Origin of the sequence: Mesorhizobium sp. UC74_2 (assembly GCF_042701485.1) — a bacterium.
In the GTDB taxonomy this organism is placed as follows: Bacteria; Pseudomonadota; Alphaproteobacteria; order Rhizobiales; family Rhizobiaceae; genus Mesorhizobium.
In genome coordinates, this window is record NZ_CP170562.1 from 4,544,065 (window position 1) to 4,563,432 (window position 19,368).

The 19,368-nt window shown below is 64.0% G+C and carries 19 protein-coding genes and 1 pseudogene; 10 read left to right on the forward strand and 10 right to left on the reverse strand.

Annotated elements, in window-relative coordinates; translation table 11 throughout:
* Window positions 1–122: 122 nt before the first annotated feature.
* Window positions 123–989, forward strand: coding sequence for an SDR family oxidoreductase (locus ACFJIU_RS22095; protein ID WP_379063545.1), 867 nt, complete (start codon window positions 123–125; stop codon window positions 987–989).
* Window positions 990–1,076: 87 nt separating this feature from the next.
* Here the strand turns inward: ACFJIU_RS22095 and ACFJIU_RS22100 are convergent, their stop codons facing one another.
* From ACFJIU_RS22100 to ACFJIU_RS22115, 4 genes are all read right to left on the reverse strand, one after another.
* On the reverse strand, window positions 1,077–1,553 hold the full coding sequence (locus ACFJIU_RS22100) for an MgtC/SapB family protein (protein ID WP_379063547.1): 477 nt from the start codon (window positions 1,551–1,553) through the stop codon (window positions 1,077–1,079).
* Window positions 1,554–1,718: 165 nt separating this feature from the next.
* Window positions 1,719–2,732: an ABC transporter substrate-binding protein gene (locus ACFJIU_RS22105; RefSeq protein ID WP_379063551.1), complete on the reverse strand. Its 1,014-nt coding sequence runs from the start codon at window positions 2,730–2,732 to the stop codon at window positions 1,719–1,721.
* Between the two features lie 38 nt (window positions 2,733–2,770).
* Window positions 2,771–3,637, reverse strand: coding sequence for an ABC transporter permease (locus tag ACFJIU_RS22110; protein WP_379063553.1), 867 nt, complete (start codon window positions 3,635–3,637; stop codon window positions 2,771–2,773).
* A gap of 10 nt (window positions 3,638–3,647) precedes the next feature.
* Complete coding sequence (locus tag ACFJIU_RS22115) at window positions 3,648–4,427, reverse strand: ABC transporter ATP-binding protein (protein WP_379063555.1); 780 nt, start codon at window positions 4,425–4,427, stop codon at window positions 3,648–3,650.
* Window positions 4,428–4,523: 96 nt separating this feature from the next.
* Between ACFJIU_RS22115 and ACFJIU_RS22120 the strand changes: the two genes are divergently transcribed.
* Together ACFJIU_RS22120 and ACFJIU_RS22125 are read left to right on the forward strand one after the other, a co-directional pair.
* A complete protein-coding gene (locus ACFJIU_RS22120) occupies window positions 4,524–5,189 on the forward strand; it encodes a response regulator (RefSeq protein ID WP_379063557.1) in 666 nt (221 codons plus the stop codon).
* Window positions 5,176–6,546: a sensor histidine kinase gene (locus tag ACFJIU_RS22125; RefSeq protein ID WP_379063559.1), complete on the forward strand. Its 1,371-nt coding sequence runs from the start codon at window positions 5,176–5,178 to the stop codon at window positions 6,544–6,546. The genes ACFJIU_RS22120 and ACFJIU_RS22125 overlap by 14 nt, the downstream gene beginning before the upstream one ends.
* Before the next feature lie 104 nt (window positions 6,547–6,650).
* Here ACFJIU_RS22125 and ACFJIU_RS22130 read toward each other — a convergent pair whose 3' ends face one another.
* The 3 genes from ACFJIU_RS22130 to ACFJIU_RS22140 form a co-directional block, all read right to left on the reverse strand.
* Window positions 6,651–7,937: an alkyl sulfatase dimerization domain-containing protein gene (locus ACFJIU_RS22130; RefSeq protein ID WP_379063561.1), complete on the reverse strand. Its 1,287-nt coding sequence runs from the start codon at window positions 7,935–7,937 to the stop codon at window positions 6,651–6,653.
* Window positions 7,938–8,097: 160 nt separating this feature from the next.
* Complete coding sequence (locus ACFJIU_RS22135) at window positions 8,098–8,481, reverse strand: nuclear transport factor 2 family protein (protein ID WP_379063563.1); 384 nt, start codon at window positions 8,479–8,481, stop codon at window positions 8,098–8,100.
* Between the two features lie 176 nt (window positions 8,482–8,657).
* Complete coding sequence (locus tag ACFJIU_RS22140; RefSeq protein ID WP_379063565.1) at window positions 8,658–9,080, reverse strand: helix-turn-helix domain-containing protein; 423 nt, start codon at window positions 9,078–9,080, stop codon at window positions 8,658–8,660.
* Window positions 9,081–9,193: 113 nt separating this feature from the next.
* Between ACFJIU_RS22140 and ACFJIU_RS22145 the strand changes: the two genes are divergently transcribed.
* From ACFJIU_RS22145 to ACFJIU_RS22155, 3 genes are all read left to right on the forward strand, one after another.
* The gene (locus ACFJIU_RS22145) at window positions 9,194–9,523 is read left to right on the forward strand and encodes a hypothetical protein (protein WP_379063567.1); all 330 of its coding nucleotides are present in this window, start codon (window positions 9,194–9,196) and stop codon (window positions 9,521–9,523) included.
* A gap of 126 nt (window positions 9,524–9,649) precedes the next feature.
* Entirely contained in the window at window positions 9,650–9,895 is a 246-nt protein-coding gene (locus ACFJIU_RS22150) for a hypothetical protein (RefSeq protein ID WP_379063569.1), read from the forward strand.
* A 96-nt stretch (window positions 9,896–9,991) separates the two neighbouring features.
* Window positions 9,992–10,174, forward strand: a complete 183-nt coding sequence (locus ACFJIU_RS22155) for a hypothetical protein (protein WP_379063571.1) — start codon at window positions 9,992–9,994, stop codon at window positions 10,172–10,174.
* A 211-nt stretch (window positions 10,175–10,385) separates the two neighbouring features.
* Here the strand turns inward: ACFJIU_RS22155 and ACFJIU_RS22160 are convergent, their stop codons facing one another.
* On the reverse strand, window positions 10,386–11,072 hold the full coding sequence (locus ACFJIU_RS22160) for an alpha/beta hydrolase (RefSeq protein ID WP_379063573.1): 687 nt from the start codon (window positions 11,070–11,072) through the stop codon (window positions 10,386–10,388).
* Between the two features lie 144 nt (window positions 11,073–11,216).
* Between ACFJIU_RS22160 and ACFJIU_RS22165 the strand changes: the two genes are divergently transcribed.
* A complete protein-coding gene (locus ACFJIU_RS22165) occupies window positions 11,217–12,284 on the forward strand; it encodes a GlxA family transcriptional regulator (protein WP_379063575.1) in 1,068 nt (355 codons plus the stop codon).
* Window positions 12,285–12,560: 276 nt separating this feature from the next.
* Window positions 12,561–12,845, forward strand: coding sequence for a helix-turn-helix domain-containing protein (locus tag ACFJIU_RS22170; protein ID WP_379063577.1), 285 nt, complete (start codon window positions 12,561–12,563; stop codon window positions 12,843–12,845).
* A 48-nt stretch (window positions 12,846–12,893) separates the two neighbouring features.
* Here the strand turns inward: ACFJIU_RS22170 and ACFJIU_RS22175 are convergent, their stop codons facing one another.
* Window positions 12,894–14,693 carry a diguanylate cyclase gene (locus ACFJIU_RS22175; protein ID WP_379063579.1) on the reverse strand — a complete coding sequence of 600 codons (1,800 nt, stop codon included), beginning with the start codon at window positions 14,691–14,693 and terminating at the stop codon, window positions 12,894–12,896.
* 388 nt (window positions 14,694–15,081) lie between these two features.
* Here ACFJIU_RS22175 and ACFJIU_RS22180 point away from each other — a divergent pair, with 388 nt between their 5' ends.
* Window positions 15,082–16,440, forward strand: a complete 1,359-nt coding sequence (locus ACFJIU_RS22180; protein WP_379063581.1) for a glutamine synthetase family protein — start codon at window positions 15,082–15,084, stop codon at window positions 16,438–16,440.
* A gap of 2 nt (window positions 16,441–16,442) precedes the next feature.
* A pseudogene (locus ACFJIU_RS22185) lies at window positions 16,443–17,730 on the forward strand (NAD(P)/FAD-dependent oxidoreductase).
* A 648-nt stretch (window positions 17,731–18,378) separates the two neighbouring features.
* Here the strand turns inward: ACFJIU_RS22185 and ACFJIU_RS22190 are convergent.
* Window positions 18,379–19,281, reverse strand: coding sequence for an alpha/beta hydrolase (locus ACFJIU_RS22190; RefSeq protein WP_379063583.1), 903 nt, complete (start codon window positions 19,279–19,281; stop codon window positions 18,379–18,381).
* Window positions 19,282–19,368: the final 87 nt, after the last annotated feature.

Below are 19,368 nucleotides of genomic sequence, written 5' to 3' on the forward strand. Positions count from 1 at the left end.
GGAACGGTGATGCCACCAAGGCCGGATCAAACCTCGGGCATGCGATGCGAAGCCGCGTGCCCCTTTCAACAGTCAATTCAACAGGCGGCACCCGTCGGGTGCTGCAACGGAGAACCATTGCCATGCATGTATTCGTAACAGGCGCCACCGGCTGGGTGGGCTCGGCCGTCGTCGACGACCTGATCGAGGCGGGCCACACGGTGACCGGCCTTGCCCGCGATCCGGAGAAGGCGGCGGCGCTTGCCTGGAAGGGCGCGCATGTGGTTCGCGCGACGCTGGAAGACGATGACGCCCTGCGCGGCGCGGCCGCCGAAGCCGACGCGGTGATCCACACCGCATTCAACCACGACTTCTCGAGGTTCCTCGAAAGCGCGGCGCAGGACCAGCATGTGATCGGGATTCTGGGCAGCGCACTGGCCGGATCGCGGCGCCCGCTCCTGGTGACGTCGGGCCTGCTCGGGCTGCCGCGCGGCGCGACCGAGGCCGACATCCCCAACCCGGGGTCGCCCCGGAAATCGGAAGTCGCGGCGCGAGCGCTGGCCGAGCGGGGCATATGTGCGGCAACCGTGCGGCTGGCGCCGTCGGTGCACGGCCTCGGCGATTACGGCTTCGTGCCGCTGCTCATCCGCATGGCGCGCGAAAAAGGCGTCTCGGCCTATATCGACGACGGTTCGAATGCCTGGGCCGGCGTATGCCGCACCGATGCGGCGCGCGTCTACCGGCTGGCGCTGGAACAGGGCGTGACCGAGCAGGCTTACCACGCGGTGGCCGACGAGAGCGTTCCGTTCAGGGAGATCGCCAAGGTGATCGGCCGCCGCCTCGGCCTGCCTGTCGAACCGCGCCCGACGGAGCATTTCGGCTGGTTCGCGCATTTCGCCGGCACCAGCATGTCAGCGTCGGCCGAGCAGACGCGCAGGCTGCTCGGCTGGAAGCCGAAAGGTCCCGACCTCATCGCCGACCTCGACCAGCCCGGCTATTTTGCGGCGTGATGGAACAAACGATTGGAGTCGAGCCGCCCAATTGCAGTTGGGCGGCTAAACGGGGAAACAGACAGCATCCGATTGCTGCAGGGTAGGCTACGAATCCGCCTTGTCGATCCGCACCAGTTGCAGCAGGCCGAGCACGGCGACGGCGAGCACGGTGGCCAGCAGCGCGATCTGCCAGAAGCCGAGCCCGACTGCCAGGCCGATGGCGCCGGCCAGCCACATGCCGGCGCCGGTGGTCAGCCCATGAACTTCACCCTTGGCGAAGAAGATCAGGCCGGCGGCCAGGAAGGCGACGCCGGCGGTGGTCGCTTCGACCAGGCGGATCGGATCGATCCGGATCTCCTGCCCGGCGAAGACGTCGACATGGGTGATCTCGATGGTCAGGATGGCGATCGCAGCCGTTGCCAGGCAGATGAGAATATGCGTCCGCAGGCCCGCAGGCCGGTTGCGCCATTCGCGCTCCATGCCGACGACCGCGCCAAGCGCTGCGGCCAGCAACAGCCGGGCCGACACCACGGAGAAAGGCAGCCATGTCGGTTGCCCGAAGCGGTCGATGAACTCTTCCATGAATTGCGAAACGCATTCCGGAACGCCGGGTTCCAGCCAATTGCCGGCGAGTATCGATGAGGGCGGAGGTGGCTCTCATACGGGCTCGGGCAAGCCAGCATGCAATGACCGAAACCCGCCGGAGGCATCCCTCCGGCGGGTTCTCACCTTTTCAGGCGAAGGAGATCAGCTGCCCTGCCGGCCCGAGAGCTGCGGCACGAACATGTCGCTCCAGCTGTCGGGCTTGACCTTGATGGTGCCGGCGCGGTGCATGAAGTCGGCGAACTGCATGACGCCGTTGGGCGTGGTCGCGAAACGGGCGTCCTTGTCCTCGATCATCTCCTGCACGTCGGCCGGCTCGACCTTGGTCTTGGAGCCGCGGGCGAAGATCTCGGCCGCCAGCTTCTTGTCCCTGGCGATCAGCGCGTTGGCGTCGTCCATCGCGTCGATGAAGGCCTGCGTCATCTTCGGGTTGGCGTCGACGAACTTCTTCGGCGCGAAGGTGACGTCGAGCGTGATGTTGCCGAGATAGTCGACCGAATTCAGCACCGTGTGCACGCCGGGCGATTTCGCCTCGATGTACTGGAAGGGCGGCGAGGTGAAATGCGCCTTGATCTCGGTCTTGCCGCCGACGAGCGCCGCCACCCCTTCCGGATGCGGCAGGCTGACGGTGAGCGGATCCATCTTGGCGTAGTTCTCCTCGCCGAATTCCTTGGCGGAGATCATCTGCAGCACGACGGCGGCGAGCGAAGTCTTGATGCCCGGCAGCGCGATCTTGTCGCTGGGGGTGAAATCCTTCAGTGACTTCAGCTCGGGCTTGTTGCTGTTCAGCCAGAGCGACACCGAGCTCATGCCCGAGACGCCGACGACCTCGACGCCGGGGATGCCCCTGGCCTTCGACCACAGCGTGATGAAGCCCGGCGCGCCGGTGCCGGCGAAATCGAGCGTGCCGGCCATCATCGCATCGTTGATGACATTGCCGCCGTCCAGCATCAGCCAGTCGACCTTGATGTCGCCGAGGCCAGCCTCCTTGGCGCGCTTCTCGAGCAGCTTCTGGTCCTGCATGACGATCAGCGGCAGATAGAGGATGCCGAAGCCTTTCGAAATGCGCACCTCGCTGACCTCGGCCCGAGCGGGCATCGACATGGAAGCGATCGCGGCGGCGGCCAGTGCACCGCAAAGCCAGTTCTTCAGTTTCATCCGTTCCTCCCTTTGGATTTTGTAGTTCAAAGTCACGTCTAGTGCTGCATGCCCCAGCGGCGGATCGTCCGTTTTTCGATCGTGGCGAAGATGACGTATTCGACGAACAGGCCGATCAGGATCACCGTGAACAGGCCGGCGAAGACATTGGCGGTTTCGAGCTGGTTGCGGTTCTCGAAGATGAACCAGCCGAGGCCGCCAGAGCCCGAGGACACGCCGAAGACGAGCTCCGCCGCGATCAAGGTGCGCCAGGCGAAGGCCCAGCCGATCTTGAGGCCGGTCAGGATGGCCGGAAAGGCCGCCGGAATCAGCACGTAGCGCACCAGGCTCAGCCCGCGCAGGCCGTAGTTCTGGCCGACCATGCGCAGCGTGTTGGAGACCGAGCGGAAGCCGGCATGGGTGTTGAGCGCGATCGCCCACAGCACCGAATGCACCAGCACGAAGACGACGCTGCCCGAGCCCAGCCCGAACCAGATCAGCGCCAGCGGCAACAGCGCGATGGCCGGCAGCGGGTTGAACATCGAGGTCAGCGTCTCGAGCAGGTCGGCGCCGATGCGCGAGCCGATCGCCAGCGTGGTCAAAAGCGCCGCCAGCGTGATGCCGATGGAGTAGCCGATGACCAGCGTCTGCAGCGACACCATCATGCGCTGCGGGATGACGCCGTTGGCGATGTTGGTGACGAAGGCCTCGACGGTCTGGCTGAAGGTCGGAAACAGCAGCGGATTGCCGAGCCAGCGGCCATAGGCCTCCCAGGCCAGCGCCAGCACGGCCAGGATGATCGCCTTGCGCACGAAACCGATGCGGTAGATGCGCTCGAAAGTGCCGATGGATTTGGCGACGACGGGGGCATCGCTGGACTGGACGTCGTGCACGATTTCCGCGCGCGGAAAGACAAGACTGGTCATGATCTACCCCTCAATGCGTCGCGAAAAGCATGTCGTTGATGCGGGTCTCGAGCGCGGCCTGCGAGCCGGTGCCGAGCGCGTCGGCGGGAATGCTGTTCAGCTCGGCGCGGACCTGGCCGGGATGCGGCGACAGAAGCAGGATGCGCGTGCCGACGCGGATCGCTTCCTCGATGGAGTGGGTGACGAACAGCACCGTGAAGCGGGTGTCGTCCCACAGGCGCAGCAGCTCGTCCTGCATCTTGCGCCTGGTCAGTGCATCGAGCGCGGCAAAGGGCTCGTCCATCAGCAGCACGTCGGGTTCCATCGCCATGCCGCGGGCAATGGCCACGCGCTGCTTCATGCCGCCCGACAGCATGTGCGGATAGCTGTCGATGAACTTGGTCAGCCCGACCTTGTCGATGTAGGACCTGGCCCGTTCCCCGGCTTCGGCGGCGGAGGCCCTTCCGCTTGCGGTGAGCGCGAAGACGACGTTCTGGCGCACCGTCTTCCAGGGCAGCAGCTGGTCGAACTCCTGGAACACCATCATGCGGTCCGGTCCTGGCGTCGAGACCTCGCGCCCTTTCAGGCGGATATGGCCCTCGACCGGGTTCAGGTAGCCGCCAATCGCCTTCAGCAAGGTCGACTTGCCGCAGCCGGACGGGCCGAGCAGCACGAAACGATCGGACTGGTAGACATCGAAGGAAACACGCCGCGTGGCGGTGACCACGACATCGGGCGTCTTGTACTGGAGCGTCACACCTTCGACCGAAAGAATGGGCGCAAAGGTGCCTGTCGCGACTGGAGCGTGCATCGGTCCTCCCTGTTTACCTGTGCACATGCAGTGTCGGTCGTGTTATTAGCCTGGGTTCCTGACTCCCACCTGACTCCGGCTAAGGATGACTGCCCATTGCGCGTGCTCGTCGTCGAAGACACCGCCGATATCGCCGAAGCCATCGTCATGCGGCTGGAGAAGATCGGCCACGCCGTCGACTGGGAAGCGAATGGCCGCACCGCGGCGGAGCTGCTGGAGGTGCAGGCGTACGACCTGGTGATCCTCGACCTGACGCTGCCGGGCGAAGACGGCATCCGCGTGCTGAAGGGCATGCGGGCCCGCAAGCTCTCGACACCCGTGCTGGTGATCACCGCCCGCTCCGCCGTCGACGAGCGCATCAGCGCGCTCGACCTCGGCGCCGACGACTATCTGGTCAAGCCGTTCGACTATGGCGAGCTGGAGGCACGTGCCCGCGCGCTGCTGCGGCGCAGTGCCGGGGCGAGCGACAACAGGCTGACCGTCGGACCGCTGGAGATCGACCGGGCCGGGCGCATCGCGACGCTGCAAGGACGTCCGCTGAATCTCACCCGGCGCGAGCTAACGGTGCTGGAGATCCTGGCCATCCGCCGCGACCGCATCGTTTCCAAGGAGGACCTGGTCGAGCAGCTGTTCAATTTCGACCAGGAGCCGAGCCCCAACGCCATCGAGCAGTTCGTTGCCCGGCTCAGGCGCAAGCTGGGCGACACCTCGATCGAGATCAGCACCATTCGTGGACTGGGATACAAGCTTGCCACGGCGTGACCTTGGCCTTTCGCTGCATGTCCGCATCATCGCCGTGCTGTCGGCGGTGCTCGGCGGCGGCGCGATCCTGCTCGGGCTCGCCGCCTGGCAGTCGACCTCGCTGGCGGCGCAACAGGCCTACGACCGGCTGCTGGCCGGGGGGACGATCCAGATCGCCGAGAACGTCTATGTGCAGGGCAACGTCGTCACCGTCGACCCGCCGGTCGCGGCGATCTCGACGCTCGCGGCCTACGACATGGTGTTCTACAAGGTCATCGATCCGCGCGGCGTGGTCGTTGCCGGCTATGAGGACCTCACCTCCCTCGCCAACAGCGAAGCCATCCGGCGCGGCGTGGTGATCGAGGACGGCCAGTACCAGGGCCGGAAGGTCCGCATCGCCACACTGGCGAAGCAGATCGAACACGCCTCGCCGGGTAGCTGGGCCACCATCGTCGTCGCCCAGACGGTCAATGCGCGGGGCGCGCTGGCGCGCGACCTCGCCACCAAGGCCTTCCTGGTCATCGGCGCGATGAGCGTGCTGGCGCTGCTCGCCGTCGGTTTCGCGGTGCGCTTCGCCCTGAAGCCGCTCGCCCAGATCGAACAGGAGATCACGCGCCGCCGCCCGGAAGACCTGCGTCCGATCCAGGCGCGACCGCCGGTCGAAATCCGCAACCTGGTCCACGCGATCGACGACTTCATGCGCCGGCTGTCGGAGCGTATGGCCACCACCCAGCGCTTCATCGCCGATGCCGCCCACCAGATCCGCACGCCGCTCGCCGCGCTCGACGCGCAGGTCGAGATCCTGTCCAGCATGCAGCCCTCAGGGCGCCGGCAGGAGACTGTCGGTCGCATCCGCGAACGCACGACCGAACTCGGCCGCCTTACCGGGCAGTTGCTCGACCACGCCATGGTCATCCACCGTGCCGATGCCACGACCCTCGCGCCCGTCGATCTCAACGCACTGGCAAAGACGGTGCTGGCGACAGCGGTGCCGCTGGCACTGCCGCGCGAGGTCGAGGTGGTGTTCAAGCCGGCCGATGCGCCTGCCATCGTCGACGGCGACGCGGTGAGCATCCGCGAGGCGCTGGCCAATCTCATCGACAATGCGCTGACCCACGGCGCCAGGAGCCAGCTGGTGGTGGCCATCTCGATCGACGCCGCCACGGTGTCGATCGACGTGCTCGACGATGGCGACGGTTTCGGCTCGAACCCGCTCGACCTGGCCCGGCCTTTCGCCAAGGGCCTGGCCTCGCACGGATCGGGGCTCGGGCTGGCCATAGCGGCGGACGTGGCCAAGGCGCATCACGGCGCGCTGCTGTTCGATCGGGACGACGGCATGACGCGCGTGCGGCTGCAGTTCAACCGCCGGACAGGCTGACCCAGCGCATTTTGCAGCCAGGCGAGAGCACTCGGCGCTACAAAAATGCGGCGAAAACAAAAAGCCTGGAGCGTTTCCGCGTTTCCGTGAAAAACGGAAACGCTCTAGGCACTCCCCTCCAGGAACTGCGCCGTGGTCAGATAGTAGTTGCGGGCAGTGGCGTTGAGCTGGCGCTCGCCGAGTTCGGTCAGCGCGCGCGCCTTGAGTTGCCTCGCCGCCGTGTCGGCAGGGTCCAGCGCCAGCAGGCAGTCGGCCAGTTCGGCGGCCCACTGGAAATCGCCCGTTGCGATGGCCTGTCCGGCGCGGGCGAGCATCCCGTCCGGTCCGCCTGCCATCTCGATCATCCGGGCGGCGCGCCCGGCCGGCGGCAGCGGGTTCAGATTGGTGGCGTTGCCGTCGAACCAGCCGACATAGTCGGCATAGATGCCGCGCACGGCCCAGGCGACGCTGCCGTAATATTCCTGCAGATACGGGCTGGCGGCGAGTTCCGGCGACAGCCTGACCTCCTGCACGAGTTCGTCCGGCGTCCTGCCATGCCGGATTCCGGCCAGCGTCTGGTCGAGCACCGTGCTGATGCCGTCGCGGTAATCGGTCAGCGCCCTGTGGACCTCGTCCCTGCCGAGCACCGGGCGCATGTGCCCCTGCACCATGGCGTCGGCGTCGAGGGCGAGCATCCTGTCGAGGCTGGCGATCCAGCGCTCCGGCGGCCTGAGCTTGAGGCCGCGGATGGGCGACAGGTTCGGGTAGGATTTCAGGACATCGTCGCCGGGGATCAGGACACGCTTCGCGCCGATCCAGACCGCGATGTTCTCCGGCGACTCGCCCGGCGTGTGGATCAGCTGCATCACCACACCGGCCACCTCGATCGTCTCGCTGTCGCCACCGAAGGTGCGTGTCGGCGCCAGGAAGCCCTCTCGGGTGTGTGGCGTGACACGGCCATATTCGAGCTGCGTGCCCGCATTGATGAACAGCGCGTCGGGAAGCCTGGTGCCGAAGGCGTCACCGCCGTCGCGCGGGCCCCTGCCGAATTCGGGAGCGGCTTCGACCAGCGTGCGGTGGCTGTAGATGTCGGGCCCATCGGCACCGGCAAAGACCGTCGCGCCGCCGGAGTGGTCGGGATGGTTGTGGGTGTAGATGATCGCCCGGACCGGACGCCTGAGGCGGTCGCCAAAAGCGTCCACGATGGCTTGCGCGTCGACGGGGTTGGCGGCGGTGTCGACGATGATCGAGCCGTTGTCGCCCTGGATCAACGTGACGTTGCTGGCCGAATACCCGACTGCTGCAAAGACGCCGTCGGCGACCGCGATGACCTCCCTGCGGAACTCGACGGAGCTCGCCCGCAACTGTTCGCGTCCGGCGAATTCATCGGCGGGTGGCGTCAACGTGGCCATGAAAGCTGATCCTTCCTCGTGCAACGCGACATGCTAAAGCATCTGCTGCCCAGATTGGATTGCCACTCCTGACGAATGGGGCAGGAGTGAAGGCAGGGCGCCTAATCTCGGTCCACAACCTCGCCACCGCGATCTGCGTCCGGACAGGCGTCTTGCAACCTCAGTTCGTCGCGAGGTGAAGTCGCGGTTGCCCCATCTTGAACCATGCCTTGGTAATCTTGCCACCGCTCACTTCATAGATGCAGACAACATCGACCTCACCTGCGCCCTCCGGAAATGTCCGCGTAACGGTTTCATGGTCGATGACAAGATTGTCGAGCGCGATCCGCGACAGCAGGTGGCCATGCAGATCGGGCTCCTTGAACCGTTCGATGTGCCGGGCACGAATTGCCGCCGTGCCCTCGGCGAGCAATGTGGAGGGAAAAGCGAAATACTGGCAATCCTCTGCCCACCACTGCATGAAAGCGTCGATGTCACGGGCGTTGTAGGCCTCCAGCTGTCCCTGCACAGGCAGGGTCGGGTCGATATCCTTGGAGTCCGTCATTGTTTTTCCCTGCGCCTGCGGTTCACCGAACGTGCCGGCAAACAGTGCATGCTCTATCGGCGGCCATCGTTTCCACGAGTGGATAGTCGCCATCGAATGTCGAAAACGTAAAGATGCCGCAGTCCGTCGCCGACACCACAACAGGCATGTCGCCAGCGGCTGTGACAATTTGAAGGCTATCCGGCATTCGGACGCGACAGCTGCAGTTGCAGCATCTGGAGCAGCCCCGCCGTATCGGACGGGCTGCCGATCAGCACGATTTTCATGGTTGCCGTGGCAGGATCGAAGGCGGTGCTGAGATGCAAGGCAGGCGTGGAAGCATCCCCTGTCATGGCGGCAGCACCGAGGAACGTCGCCAGCCGCTCGGCGCGCTGCAGCGTGATATCGGGAATGTCGACGACACAGGTCGCCCGCACGTCGCTTGTCGCGTGACCGCTCGCCACCCCGGCAAAGGCATCCAGCCTGGCCTGCTCGATGCGATAGGATTTTCCGATGCGTGTCGCCGGCAGGCGTCCGTCGCGGATGTAGCGGATCACGGTCTTGGGGTGCAGCTTCAGCTGTTCGGCGGCCTGATCGACGCTGAGAAGGGTTTCGGTCATGCTCCAAATTGCTCCTTAAAATTCTATATTAGTCTAATATATAGTATTATATGTAGCAATACGACTCACCCATGCAAGCCAAATGGAGAAACCCGGTGCCGGCAAGCGATCACATGAAAACCCGCCTGCGGACCGATCTGGTCGCGGCGATGAAGCTGGGCAGCAAAGGCGAAGCGACAATCCTGCGCGAGCTGATTGCCGCGCTCGACAATGCCGAGGCAGCCCCCGTGCGCCGGGATGAACCGTCCTATCTCCAGCATGACTTTCTCAGCGGCGCGGCGGAAACCGAAAGGCTGCTGCTGAGCAGGCAAGAGGTGCACGACATACTGCTCAAAGAAATTGAAACCCGTGAGCAGGCTGCCGCCGAGTACGTTCGGCTGGGCAGAAGCGCCGATGCCTTGCTGGCCGAGGTTGCAGTGGCAAGGCGCTATCTGAAGGACTAGAACCCGCAAAGCCGATCACATCCTGCCGTAAAGAACCGAGCCTTTCACAAGCCGCTCCACCGCACCATGTCGGCGTAATGTTCCACGATCATCTTGTGGACCTGTGCAAACGACGGCGAGGATCCGATGAACAAACCCTGGTTCCGGGTGAAGAAATACGGCTATGGCGCCGGCCTGCCCTATGGATGGCAAGGCTGGACCGTCATCGTCCTCTATGCCGTCGCGGTCATCTGTGTCGCGTTGTCCGGCACCAGCGAAGACCGTCCCTGGCGCTATCTTATGATTGTCACGCCGCTGACCGCGATCGTCGTCTTCGTGGCCTGGGTCAAGAGCGACCGGCCCTGGCGCTGGAGGAACGGCGACGACGACTGAATACCCTGCTCCCGAGCGCCGAAATACGGCATCTGCCGTATTTTTCCGTCCCCGGCCTGCTGCTAGTTTCCCGATAAGATCGGCGGGGAGTGGATCGTGGCGCGCAGATTTCGTCGGAAGCGACTTGTTCCATGGGCAACACTCGCCATCCTCGGGCTGTCCGTCGTGACACTGGACCTGAAGTCCCGGGATCACCCGACAACGGGCCTTGCGTCGATCGATGGCCTGCGGCTGGAGGACGATGGCCGTGTGGCACGGGACATGGATCTGCCCCGCTGAACGCACCCCGGAACAGTCGCTCGACAGCGACCTGATGCCCGGCACATGAACCTCGGAACGTTGGCAAGGATCATGCGCCAAATGCCGGAAATCCATGAACCCTTCCGAAAAAGGCGCATGGTTCCAGGCCCCACCGTACAGGCGGAATTTTCGTCTGTATGGTTGCCGAACCGGGCCTGGACGGTCCCGGTTCGGCTCGCTTGACGCCACGTCAGATCGACCGCGCGGCCTCCACGATCAGGCCCGTCACCTCCTTGGGCTGCGATGCCAGCGAGGCATGGCTGCTGGCGAGGGTGATGATCTTCTTCGCGTTCATCCGCGACGACATCATGGTCTGGTTCTGCGGATTGATCATCCGGTCCTCGCTGGAGATCTGGTACCAGCACGGCTTCGTCTTCCAGGCGGGCGCGGTGATGGTGTCACCGAAGGTCGAACCGAGCGGCGCCTTCTGCGTGACCGCCATGACCAATGCCTCATCCGCCGTCAGGTCCTGGCAGAAGCTCTGGTGATACTGGTCGGGCTTGATCCAGAGATAGCCGTCGCTGTCGGGCACGACGTTGGCGATTGCCGCGGGGGGATTGCCCTGGGTGATGCCGCCCGGGCTTTCGCCGGCATCCGGCGCGAAGGCTGCTATGTAGACGAGACCGGCGACGTTCGGCTGGTTCCCCGCCTCGGTGATGACGGCGCCGCCATAGGAATGGCCCACCAGAAGGACGTCTCCCTTCTGCTGCGCGATCATCTGCTTCAATCGGCCGGCGTCGTCCGCCAACGACGTCAGCGGCACTTCAACAGCATGCAGATCCGAAAACCCCTGTCTGGACAGTTCCACGATCACCTTGGCCCAATGGGCGGCGCCGCCCCAGAAACCATGGACGAGAATGATTGCAGGCATGGTCATGCTCCTCGTTTTGTTGCATCCGGCAGGCTAGGTGCCCGCATCGTTGACGACAATGGCCCGATGGGCAATTGTCGATCGGATCGGGCCAACAGCATGCCGACGACAACACTATAGGGCACACGCTACGAAGAGGTGACGGCCAGGATGCCGGAGGGAACCGGTCAGCGCATCAAAATGGCGGTCGTGGCCTATGAAGGCGTGCGGCCTTTCCAGCTCTGCGTGCCTTGCGAAATCTTCGGCGAGATGCATTGCGACGGGGTCGACAGCGAGCTTTGGGTGTGTGCCCTCGATGACGGTCCAGTGCATACCAGCGCCGGCTTCGACATCGACACCGGCCATACGTTGCCCGATCTGCTCAGGGCGGATGTCGTTTTCGTTCCGAGCTGGCAACTTCCCTACCAGTCTCCGCCGCAACGCCTTGTCGAAACGCTCGTCGCGGCGCACGCCAACGGTGCGGTCATCGTCGGCCTGTGCCTGGGTGCCTATGTCGTCGCCGAAGCCGGGCTGCTCGACGGCAGGCGCGCCACCACGCATTGGGCGTTCTGTGATGATTTCCGCCGCCGCTTTCCCGCCGTGGAACTGGATGAGAACGCGCTTTATGTGGACGAAGGCACGGTCGTCACCTCCGCCGGCGTGACGGCAGGTGTCGACTGCTGCCTGCACATCGCACGGCGCTTCTTTGGCCCGCAGAACGCCAACCGCATCGCCCGCAACGTTCTGGCCCTGCCGCACCGGGCCGGCGGACAGACGCAGTTCATCCGGCGGCCCCTGGCCGACGCCCCACACGATGTCCGCCTCAGGGAAACGGTCGAGGAGATCGCGCGGCACCTCGAGCGCAAATACAGCATCGATGCAGTCGCCGCGGAATTGCGGATGAGCCGCCGCAGCTTCACCAGGCTTTTCCAGCAGTCGATGGGATCGAGCTTCAACAGCTGGCTCACCGATCAGCGCCTGGCGCTGGCGCAGCGCCATCTCGAAACGGGGAACCGGTCCATCGAGCAGATCGCGCACGAGACGGGCTTCGGCAGTGTGGTGACCTTCCGCGCGAAATTCAGGACCGGCTCGGCGTCAGCCCGACCGAATGGCGACGGTCGTTCCGCATCGCAGGCGGAGGGACCGTTGCAAGCTCCGTGGTTGCGCCACCCGCGCCGATTTCCTGAACCGATTTGGAAACATTGCGGGCTGAATGGCCTTGACCAATTATTCAACTAAAGATTGTATAGTGAACGGAATCACAACCTGAAGAATCACCCGCAACATGTTCATGAACGGGCTCAGACAGGGGGCTGTCAAGCACGTTCGTGCAAAGAGGCTGCAAAGGCTTCCCGCCGAAGTCCTGTGCAGCCTCAGCCTCCTCCCCGGCCACATTCCCCGGGGAGGAGGTCATCACAACATCGCACATCGCAACCGCCCCCGATGGAGCCGGATCGACGGCGCCGCAAAGGTTGCGCAGGATGGATCGGCGGCCGGGCTTGGGGGACATGTGAAATGGACGTAGCTGTTCAATGGAAATACCGGCGGCTGCTCGCCAGGAACCTGAAGAAGTATAGGACCGCGAGAGGAATCGACCAGCCCGGCCTCGCCCTGGAGGCAGGACTCAGCCGTCGCTGCGTCGGCGGACTGGAGCGCATGGAGAGGACGCCGACACTCGACATGATCGTCGTGATCGCGGCAGCCCTGAAAATCGAGCCGCACATGCTGATCGCACCGGACAGCGATGCGATGCAGGACGCGGAGGTTGCGTCGTCAAACCCGGACAGGCTTGACCCGTGAAGAGCCGGTTACGCAATTCCGAGCGGAAGCCGTGATCGTCACGCCTCATCACGCCATGGAGCCGGGAACTTCGACGCGATTGCGCCCACGCTGCTTGGCCAGATAGAGAGCGGCGTCCGCGGCTTCCAGCAGGCCGAGATCCAGCTCATCGCACAGCGGTCTCGAAGCGGCGACGCCGATGCTGACGGTCACGATGCCGTACGGGCTTTCCGTGTGCGCCATGTTCAGATCCGCTATCGCCGACAGCACCCTGGCTGCGACCTTGCGCGCATGGGCCTCGTCGGTGTTCGGCAGGATGGCCACGAATTCTTCGCCACCGAACCGCGCGCAGAATTCACCCTCCCGTTTCAATGCGCCGCGGATGGAGCTGCCTATGACGACCAGACACTCGTCACCGGACTGGTGCCCGAACGTGTCGTTGAACTGTTTGAAGTAGTCGACGTCGATCATCAGGATCGACAGCGACGCCTTCGCGGCAAAGGACCTGTTCCATTCCGCCCTGAAATATCTGTCGAACGCCCGACGGTTCGGCAGTTCCGTCAAGGGATCCGTTTCCGACAGTCTGCTCAAGGCGCGCTCATGGCGCCGCTGCTCGGTCACATCGCGCGTCGATCCGATCAGAATCGTCGCTTTTCCGGCGCTCGATGTCTGAACGATCGCCTCGAGTATCTTTTCATGGCCCGTCGCGTCGATGATCCGAAAATCCACCGAAACAGGTTTTCCGGTCCGGACGACCCGGAAGGCGGTCTTGTATATCTTCTTGACGTCGTCCTTTGCGACGTAATTCTTCCAGCCTCGCCTCCCGGCCGCCTGGAGCGGCACGCCGAGAACTTCTCCTATGGACGGCGAGATAAACAGGAGCCTGCCGTAAGAATCCGCGGCAAAGACGATGTCACCGGAGCGCTTGGCCAGCATTTCGTAGATGTGGGCGTTGGCGAGTTGCAGCTTGTGATGGTGCTGCCGTTCTCCCAGAAGCCCCGCGAACAGGACCACGGTACAGAAAATCGCCAGCGCGTAGATCTGGCACATGATGATCGGATCAAAACTGCTCAGCGACGCCAGCCCGATGAACGGGCCGGCGCCGAGGATCGTTGCCGTAATCGATGCCGTCACGAAGAGTGCAAGGCAGACCAGCGACGCCGTCGTTCCCGACAGATAAAGCACGACCACAAGAACCGGGGCGACAAGAAAGATGGGAAGTATGTTGTCCTGCGCCGCGATGGCACCAAACAGGGCCGCGACAACCGCGATGACGCCGAGCGTCGTCAACATCTCGCGCCAGTCAGGCAGGTGACGCAGCCTCATCGAACCCAACCGCATCAGTGTCGTCGTCACCACCACGACACTCAGGGCGTCCGATATGAACCAGGTAAAGGTCGTCATCAGCCAGACATGGCCATTGGCGGGAACGATCCGGGCGATCGTCGCCAAGGATGCTCCAAGCAGCGCGTTGACCCCTGGAGCGATCACCCCCGCCGAAAACACAAACAGCAGCCATGGCCTGAGGCGGTCGTCCCGCCCTTTGATCCAGTCCTGTTCGTTTCTGAGAATCCAAGCGGACCAGATTGCAACGACGCTCGTGATGGCAGCCACTCCGATTGCGAGGAGCGGTGGCACGGCCAGGAACAGCATCGTCGCGGCTGACGCAAGAAACATGGCAAGAATATATGCCCTGCTTCTTTGCACAAGAACCAGTACTGCTATTTGAAATCCGAACGCAAGCCAAACAACTGCGACATTTCTATCATCTTTGAAGAATCTAAGTGAAATAAATATAAATATACATAGCAGAGTACACGAGGAAACTATGCCAATTGAATATGACAAACGCCTAAATAAGACGGCCATTACTCACCGCTATATTCGCGAATCCTAATTTTCCCTCGGTTTTGAATGTACAACATCAACTCCTGAGTGTGAATAGGACACACCCCACAACCACATCAAGTCATTGCTCGAACTCGATGGTTCGTCGGGGCATCCCACCCCGCCCTCGGGCCAGGGCAACGAGGCTGGCAACGCCTGCGCCAAACGATCCCTGACGCGGATGGCTTGCGGCCCATGCGACAGGCATGGCAACACATACGGGCGCGGTTCCGCGCAGCCAATTCAGGCCAACCATCCCAGGAGGATATCATGAAGATCGACGACCGGCGCCCACGCCCTGGGCCCCTGCCCGCCAACCTGCTCGCAATCTCCGACAAGATTTCAGATTGGCGCATAGAAGTGGTGGGACATGACTGATACGGCGAAGTGGCTCGAACAACAGGCGATCTCGGAAGTCGAGTGCCTGGTACCTGACATGAATGGTGTGCTGCGCGGCAAGATCGTGCCTGCACCGAAACTCCTGGCGGCACCCGACGACGCCGCGATCATGCTGCCGAACAGCGCCTTCATGGTGGCGGTGACCGGCCATTACTCCGGCGCCATCGACGACGAAAGCGCCTACCAGGATGCCGACATGCGGCTCCAGCCCGACCTGACCAGCCTCTGCCTGGCGGCGGCAACCCGGCCCGGCCCAGCACCAAAAAGGGCCTATGTCTTCTGCGATGCCTTTGCCCAGGACGGCACACCGTGGCCATCGGCGCCGCGACAGGTGCTGAAGTCGGTGATCGCGCTCTACGCGGCGCGCGGCTGGCGACCGGTGATGGCGCCGGAGCTGGAATTCTACCTGACAGCGCCCAACCCGGACCCGAACGTGCCGCCCGGCGCACCCGTCGGCGTTTCCGGCCGCGCCGAGACCTCGCCAGCGCCCTACGACATGGAAGCGCTCGGCGAGTTCCAGCCGGTCATCGACGAGATTTATCGGCAGGCAGAGATGATGGCGCTGCCGCTGGACACGATGATCCACGAGACCGGCGCCGGCCAGCTCGAGATCAACTTCAAGCATGGCGACCCGCTGCGGCTTGCCGACCAGGTGCTTCTGTTCAAGCGGCTGGTGCGACAGGCGGCGCGCGAGCACGGGCTGGCGGCCACCTTCATGGCCAAGCCGATCGCCGAGCAGGCGAGCAGCTCGATGCACCTGCACATGTCGGTGGTCGATGCGGCGAGCGGCCTCAACCTGTTCGCCGACGAGGACGACGGCGACAGCGCGCTGTTCTCGCAATTCATCGGCGGGCTGCAGGCCTATGTGCCGCAGGCCATGCCGCTGTTTGCGCCCAATGTGAACTCGTTTCGCCGGCTGAAGCCAGGGTTCAGCGCGCCCAACAATGTCGAATGGGCGCGCGACAACCGCACCTGCGGCCTGCGCGTGCCGGGTTCAAAACGCATCGGCCGGCGCGTCGAGAACCGGCTGCCGGGCGCCGACGCCAATCCCTATCTCGCCATGGCCGGATCGCTGCTGTGCGGCTATCTCGGCATCGAGGAGGGGCTGGAGCGGCGGGCGGAAGCGCCGGCCAATGCCTACAGGATCAAGCCCGATCTGCCGCGCACGCTGGAGGATGCGCTGGCGCGCCTCGACGCCTGCGAGCCGGTGCGCCGGCTGCTCGGCCAGAGCTTCACCAACGCGTTCCTGCGCCTGAAGCAGGTCGAGCTCGACAACTTCCAGGGCGTCATCACCGCCTGGGAGCGTGATCACCTCTTTGCGAGGGCGTGATCATGGGCTTCAACTCCGGACTTGACATGGAGCGATCCTACTATGCGGCGACGGCCATCCCGGCGCCGCATCACGCGCCGCTCATCGGCGAGGTTGACGCCGACCTCGTCGTGGTCGGCGGCGGCTGCACCGGCCTGTCGGCGGCGCTGCACGCCGCCGAACGCGGCCTGAAGGTGGTGCTGCTGGAAGGTGGACGCGTCGGCTGGGGCGCCTCCGGACGCAATGGCGGCCAGATGATCGTCGGCCTGCGCAAGGGGGCGGTGGAGCTGGTCAAGCTCTACGGCCGCGAACGCGCCAGGGCGCTGTTCGACCTCGCCTTCGAGGCGTGGGGGCTGGTGCTCGACATGATCGAGCGCCACGCCATCGACTGCGACCTCAGGAAGACCGGCCATCTCGTCTGCGCGGTCAGCGACGGCGACATGGCCTGGTTTGAGCATGAGGTCGAATGCCTGGCCACGGTCATGGACTATCCGCACGCCAGCGTGCTGTCGGCGTCGCAATCCCTCGAGGCCGTCGCCTCGCCCTACAAGGGCGCGCTCTTCGACGCGCTTGGCGGGCACATGCACCCGCTCAACTACACGCTGGGGCTGGCCCGCGCGGCGGTGGCGGCAGGAGTGACGATCCATGAAGCGTCACCGGCGCTGCGGATCGATCGCAGCCGGGGCATCCGGGTGGAGACGGCGACGGGCGCGGTGCGCGCCCGCCATGCCGTGCTCGCCGGCGAACTCCCTGCTCCATGGCATCGACAAGCGCGTGGAAAGCCGCATCATGCCGGTCGGCAACTACATCGTCGCCACCGAGCCGCTGGCCGACGCCGGGGAGATCATCCCCGGCAATGCCGCCGTCTCGGACTCGCGCTTCGTCGTCAACTACTACAGGCTCTCGGCCGACGGGCGCCTGCTGTTCGGCGGCGGCGAGCGCTACACGCCGAGCCCGCCGGCCGACATCGAGGCCTTCGTGCGCCCGCACATGGAGCAGACCTTCCCGCAGCTGAAAGGCCGCCGGATCGACCATGCCTGGGGCGGCCTGGTGTCGGTGACCACGTCGCGCTTTCCACATGTCGGCCGCGACGGCGAGGTCTATTTCGCGCATGGCTATTCCGGCAAGGGCGTCATCCTGTCGACGCTGGCCGGCAAGCTGCTGGCCGAGGCGATCTCGGGCGAAACCAGCCGCTTCGCACTGTTCGAAGGGCTGAACCCGATGCCCTTTCCTGGCGGGGCGGCGCTGCGCGGACCGCTCTATGTGCTCGGCATGCTGTGGTACGCCATGCGCGACCGGCTGAAGCACTGAGCTGACGACGAGCGGCGGGGGCCTCGTGCCCCCGCCGCTCGCGCCTGAATGTCACGGTCAAAATCACACCCGCCTGCACCAACCGCCAACCGAAACAACGCGGAGACTATCCGTCCCGCATCACCGATCTGTATGACATCACGATGTGCACAAATTGCACCAGAATCAGTGACGCCATATACAAAATTGTAAGGTCAGGGCGTCCACAGATCTGGCACGCCAGCGCTATTAAAAACCAAGCCATAAAAATCAAAGGTGACGGATATTCATCCTCGAACAAGCTTGAGAACGGCCTCATCTTTTCCATGTATTCTTTTTTCTTATTTTTGTCGTAATTTGTTATAAAGAAATCGTATATCAATCCCTTCGCATTGGGGATCATACTCCCATTCAACAAGAGATATATATTAACAAACGCATTTAAAAATATCGTCGCATAGAATAATGCATCCAGATCATACAAAACAGACCACGACGCCACCGTAATAACTATTAATGTAAATATCCAGAGTTTCATTCTTATATTTCGACCTCTCGTTGCCTCTTCCTACGATAACAACCACCTGCTTTCGGCACGGCACTGCATAGCCATCGCGCGTATGCAAGCGCCAATCAAGCGAAACAACGCTCCATTCAGCCGATCACTGCTCAACCCACCAACCGCTGCCGCAGGAAAGCCCCCAGTTCCGCCAGCGATCGGTCCGCCTCCGGCATCCTGCCGCTGAACACCTGCCAGACATGCCACATGCCTGGCCACTGCCGGATCTCGACGGCCGTTCCGGCAGCCCGGGCGCGATCCGCCAGCATCACGGAATCGTCGAGCAGGGTCTCCTGCGTGCCGACATGGAGCAGCATCGGCGGCAGGCCCGAGAGGTCGGCATAGAGCGGCGACACCAGCGGATTGCGCCGGTCGGCGCCGGCATAACGCTGCGCCGCGACGTCGAGGATGTCCGGTGTCGGGAAGTACGGATCGAGCCTGGCCTTGCTGCGATGGGTCGCTCCGGTCAGCGCGAGGTCTGTCCACGGCGACAGCAGGGCAAGACCGGCCGGCAGCGGCTCCCCGGCGTCGCGCAGGGCAATTGACAGAGCGAGCGCAAGGCCGCCGCCGGCAGAGTCGCCGGCGAATGCGATGCGACTGAATTCGCCATCTGCCAGCAGTTCGCGATAGACCCGCAGCGCATCGTCCAGCGCTGCCGGAAACGGATGCTCCGGGGCCAGCCGGTATTCGAACAGCAGCACCGCCGAGCCGGACTCCAGGGCAAGGCGCGCCGCCAGGGCGCGATGGGTTGCCAGCGATCCGGTCTGGTAGGCACCGCCATGCAGGTGCAGCACGGCAGTGCCGGCCGAGGCACCCTGCGGCACCAGCCATTCGGCGGCGCAGCCGCCGATGGTGCAGGGCCTCACTGCGACGCCCTGCGGCAGCCGGAACATGCGGCTGGCGATCCTTTCACGATCGGCGCGCAGGTCCGGCAGGGACAGGTTGCGGGCGCGCAGCCGGGCCAGGGTGAAGCGCGATATCTGGTAGTACAAGCGCGAGCGCAAAGACGGCATCTGTGATCCCCGGACGGCCTGAGCGTCGCAGAGTTCAGCGGAAACCGCACGAAATCAAGCAGACCGGCATCGGCATTCACAAAGCAG

Bases quoted from the DNA above. Each gene is read 5' to 3' on its own strand.
- ACFJIU_RS22095 (WP_379063545.1), top strand. From the start codon at position 123: ATGCATGTATTCGTAACAGGCGCCACCGGCTGGGTGGGCTCGGCCGTC.
- ACFJIU_RS22100 (WP_379063547.1), bottom strand. From the start codon at position 1,553: ATGGAAGAGTTCATCGACCGCTTCGGGCAACCGACATGGCTGCCTTTC.
- ACFJIU_RS22105 (WP_379063551.1), bottom strand. From the start codon at position 2,732: ATGAAACTGAAGAACTGGCTTTGCGGTGCACTGGCCGCCGCCGCGATC.
- ACFJIU_RS22110 (WP_379063553.1), bottom strand. From the start codon at position 3,637: ATGACCAGTCTTGTCTTTCCGCGCGCGGAAATCGTGCACGACGTCCAG.
- ACFJIU_RS22115 (WP_379063555.1), bottom strand. From the start codon at position 4,427: ATGCACGCTCCAGTCGCGACAGGCACCTTTGCGCCCATTCTTTCGGTC.
- ACFJIU_RS22130 (WP_379063561.1), bottom strand. From the start codon at position 7,937: ATGGCCACGTTGACGCCACCCGCCGATGAATTCGCCGGACGCGAACAG.
- ACFJIU_RS22135 (WP_379063563.1), bottom strand. From the start codon at position 8,481: ATGACGGACTCCAAGGATATCGACCCGACCCTGCCTGTGCAGGGACAG.
- ACFJIU_RS22140 (WP_379063565.1), bottom strand. From the start codon at position 9,080: ATGACCGAAACCCTTCTCAGCGTCGATCAGGCCGCCGAACAGCTGAAG.
- ACFJIU_RS22145 (WP_379063567.1), top strand. From the start codon at position 9,194: ATGAAAACCCGCCTGCGGACCGATCTGGTCGCGGCGATGAAGCTGGGC.
- ACFJIU_RS22150 (WP_379063569.1), top strand. From the start codon at position 9,650: ATGAACAAACCCTGGTTCCGGGTGAAGAAATACGGCTATGGCGCCGGC.
- ACFJIU_RS22160 (WP_379063573.1), bottom strand. From the start codon at position 11,072: ATGACCATGCCTGCAATCATTCTCGTCCATGGTTTCTGGGGCGGCGCC.
- ACFJIU_RS22165 (WP_379063575.1), top strand. From the start codon at position 11,217: ATGCCGGAGGGAACCGGTCAGCGCATCAAAATGGCGGTCGTGGCCTAT.
- ACFJIU_RS22170 (WP_379063577.1), top strand. From the start codon at position 12,561: ATGGACGTAGCTGTTCAATGGAAATACCGGCGGCTGCTCGCCAGGAAC.
- ACFJIU_RS22175 (WP_379063579.1), bottom strand. From the start codon at position 14,693: ATGGCCGTCTTATTTAGGCGTTTGTCATATTCAATTGGCATAGTTTCC.
- ACFJIU_RS22180 (WP_379063581.1), top strand. From the start codon at position 15,082: ATGACTGATACGGCGAAGTGGCTCGAACAACAGGCGATCTCGGAAGTC.
- ACFJIU_RS22190 (WP_379063583.1), bottom strand. From the start codon at position 19,281: ATGCCGTCTTTGCGCTCGCGCTTGTACTACCAGATATCGCGCTTCACC.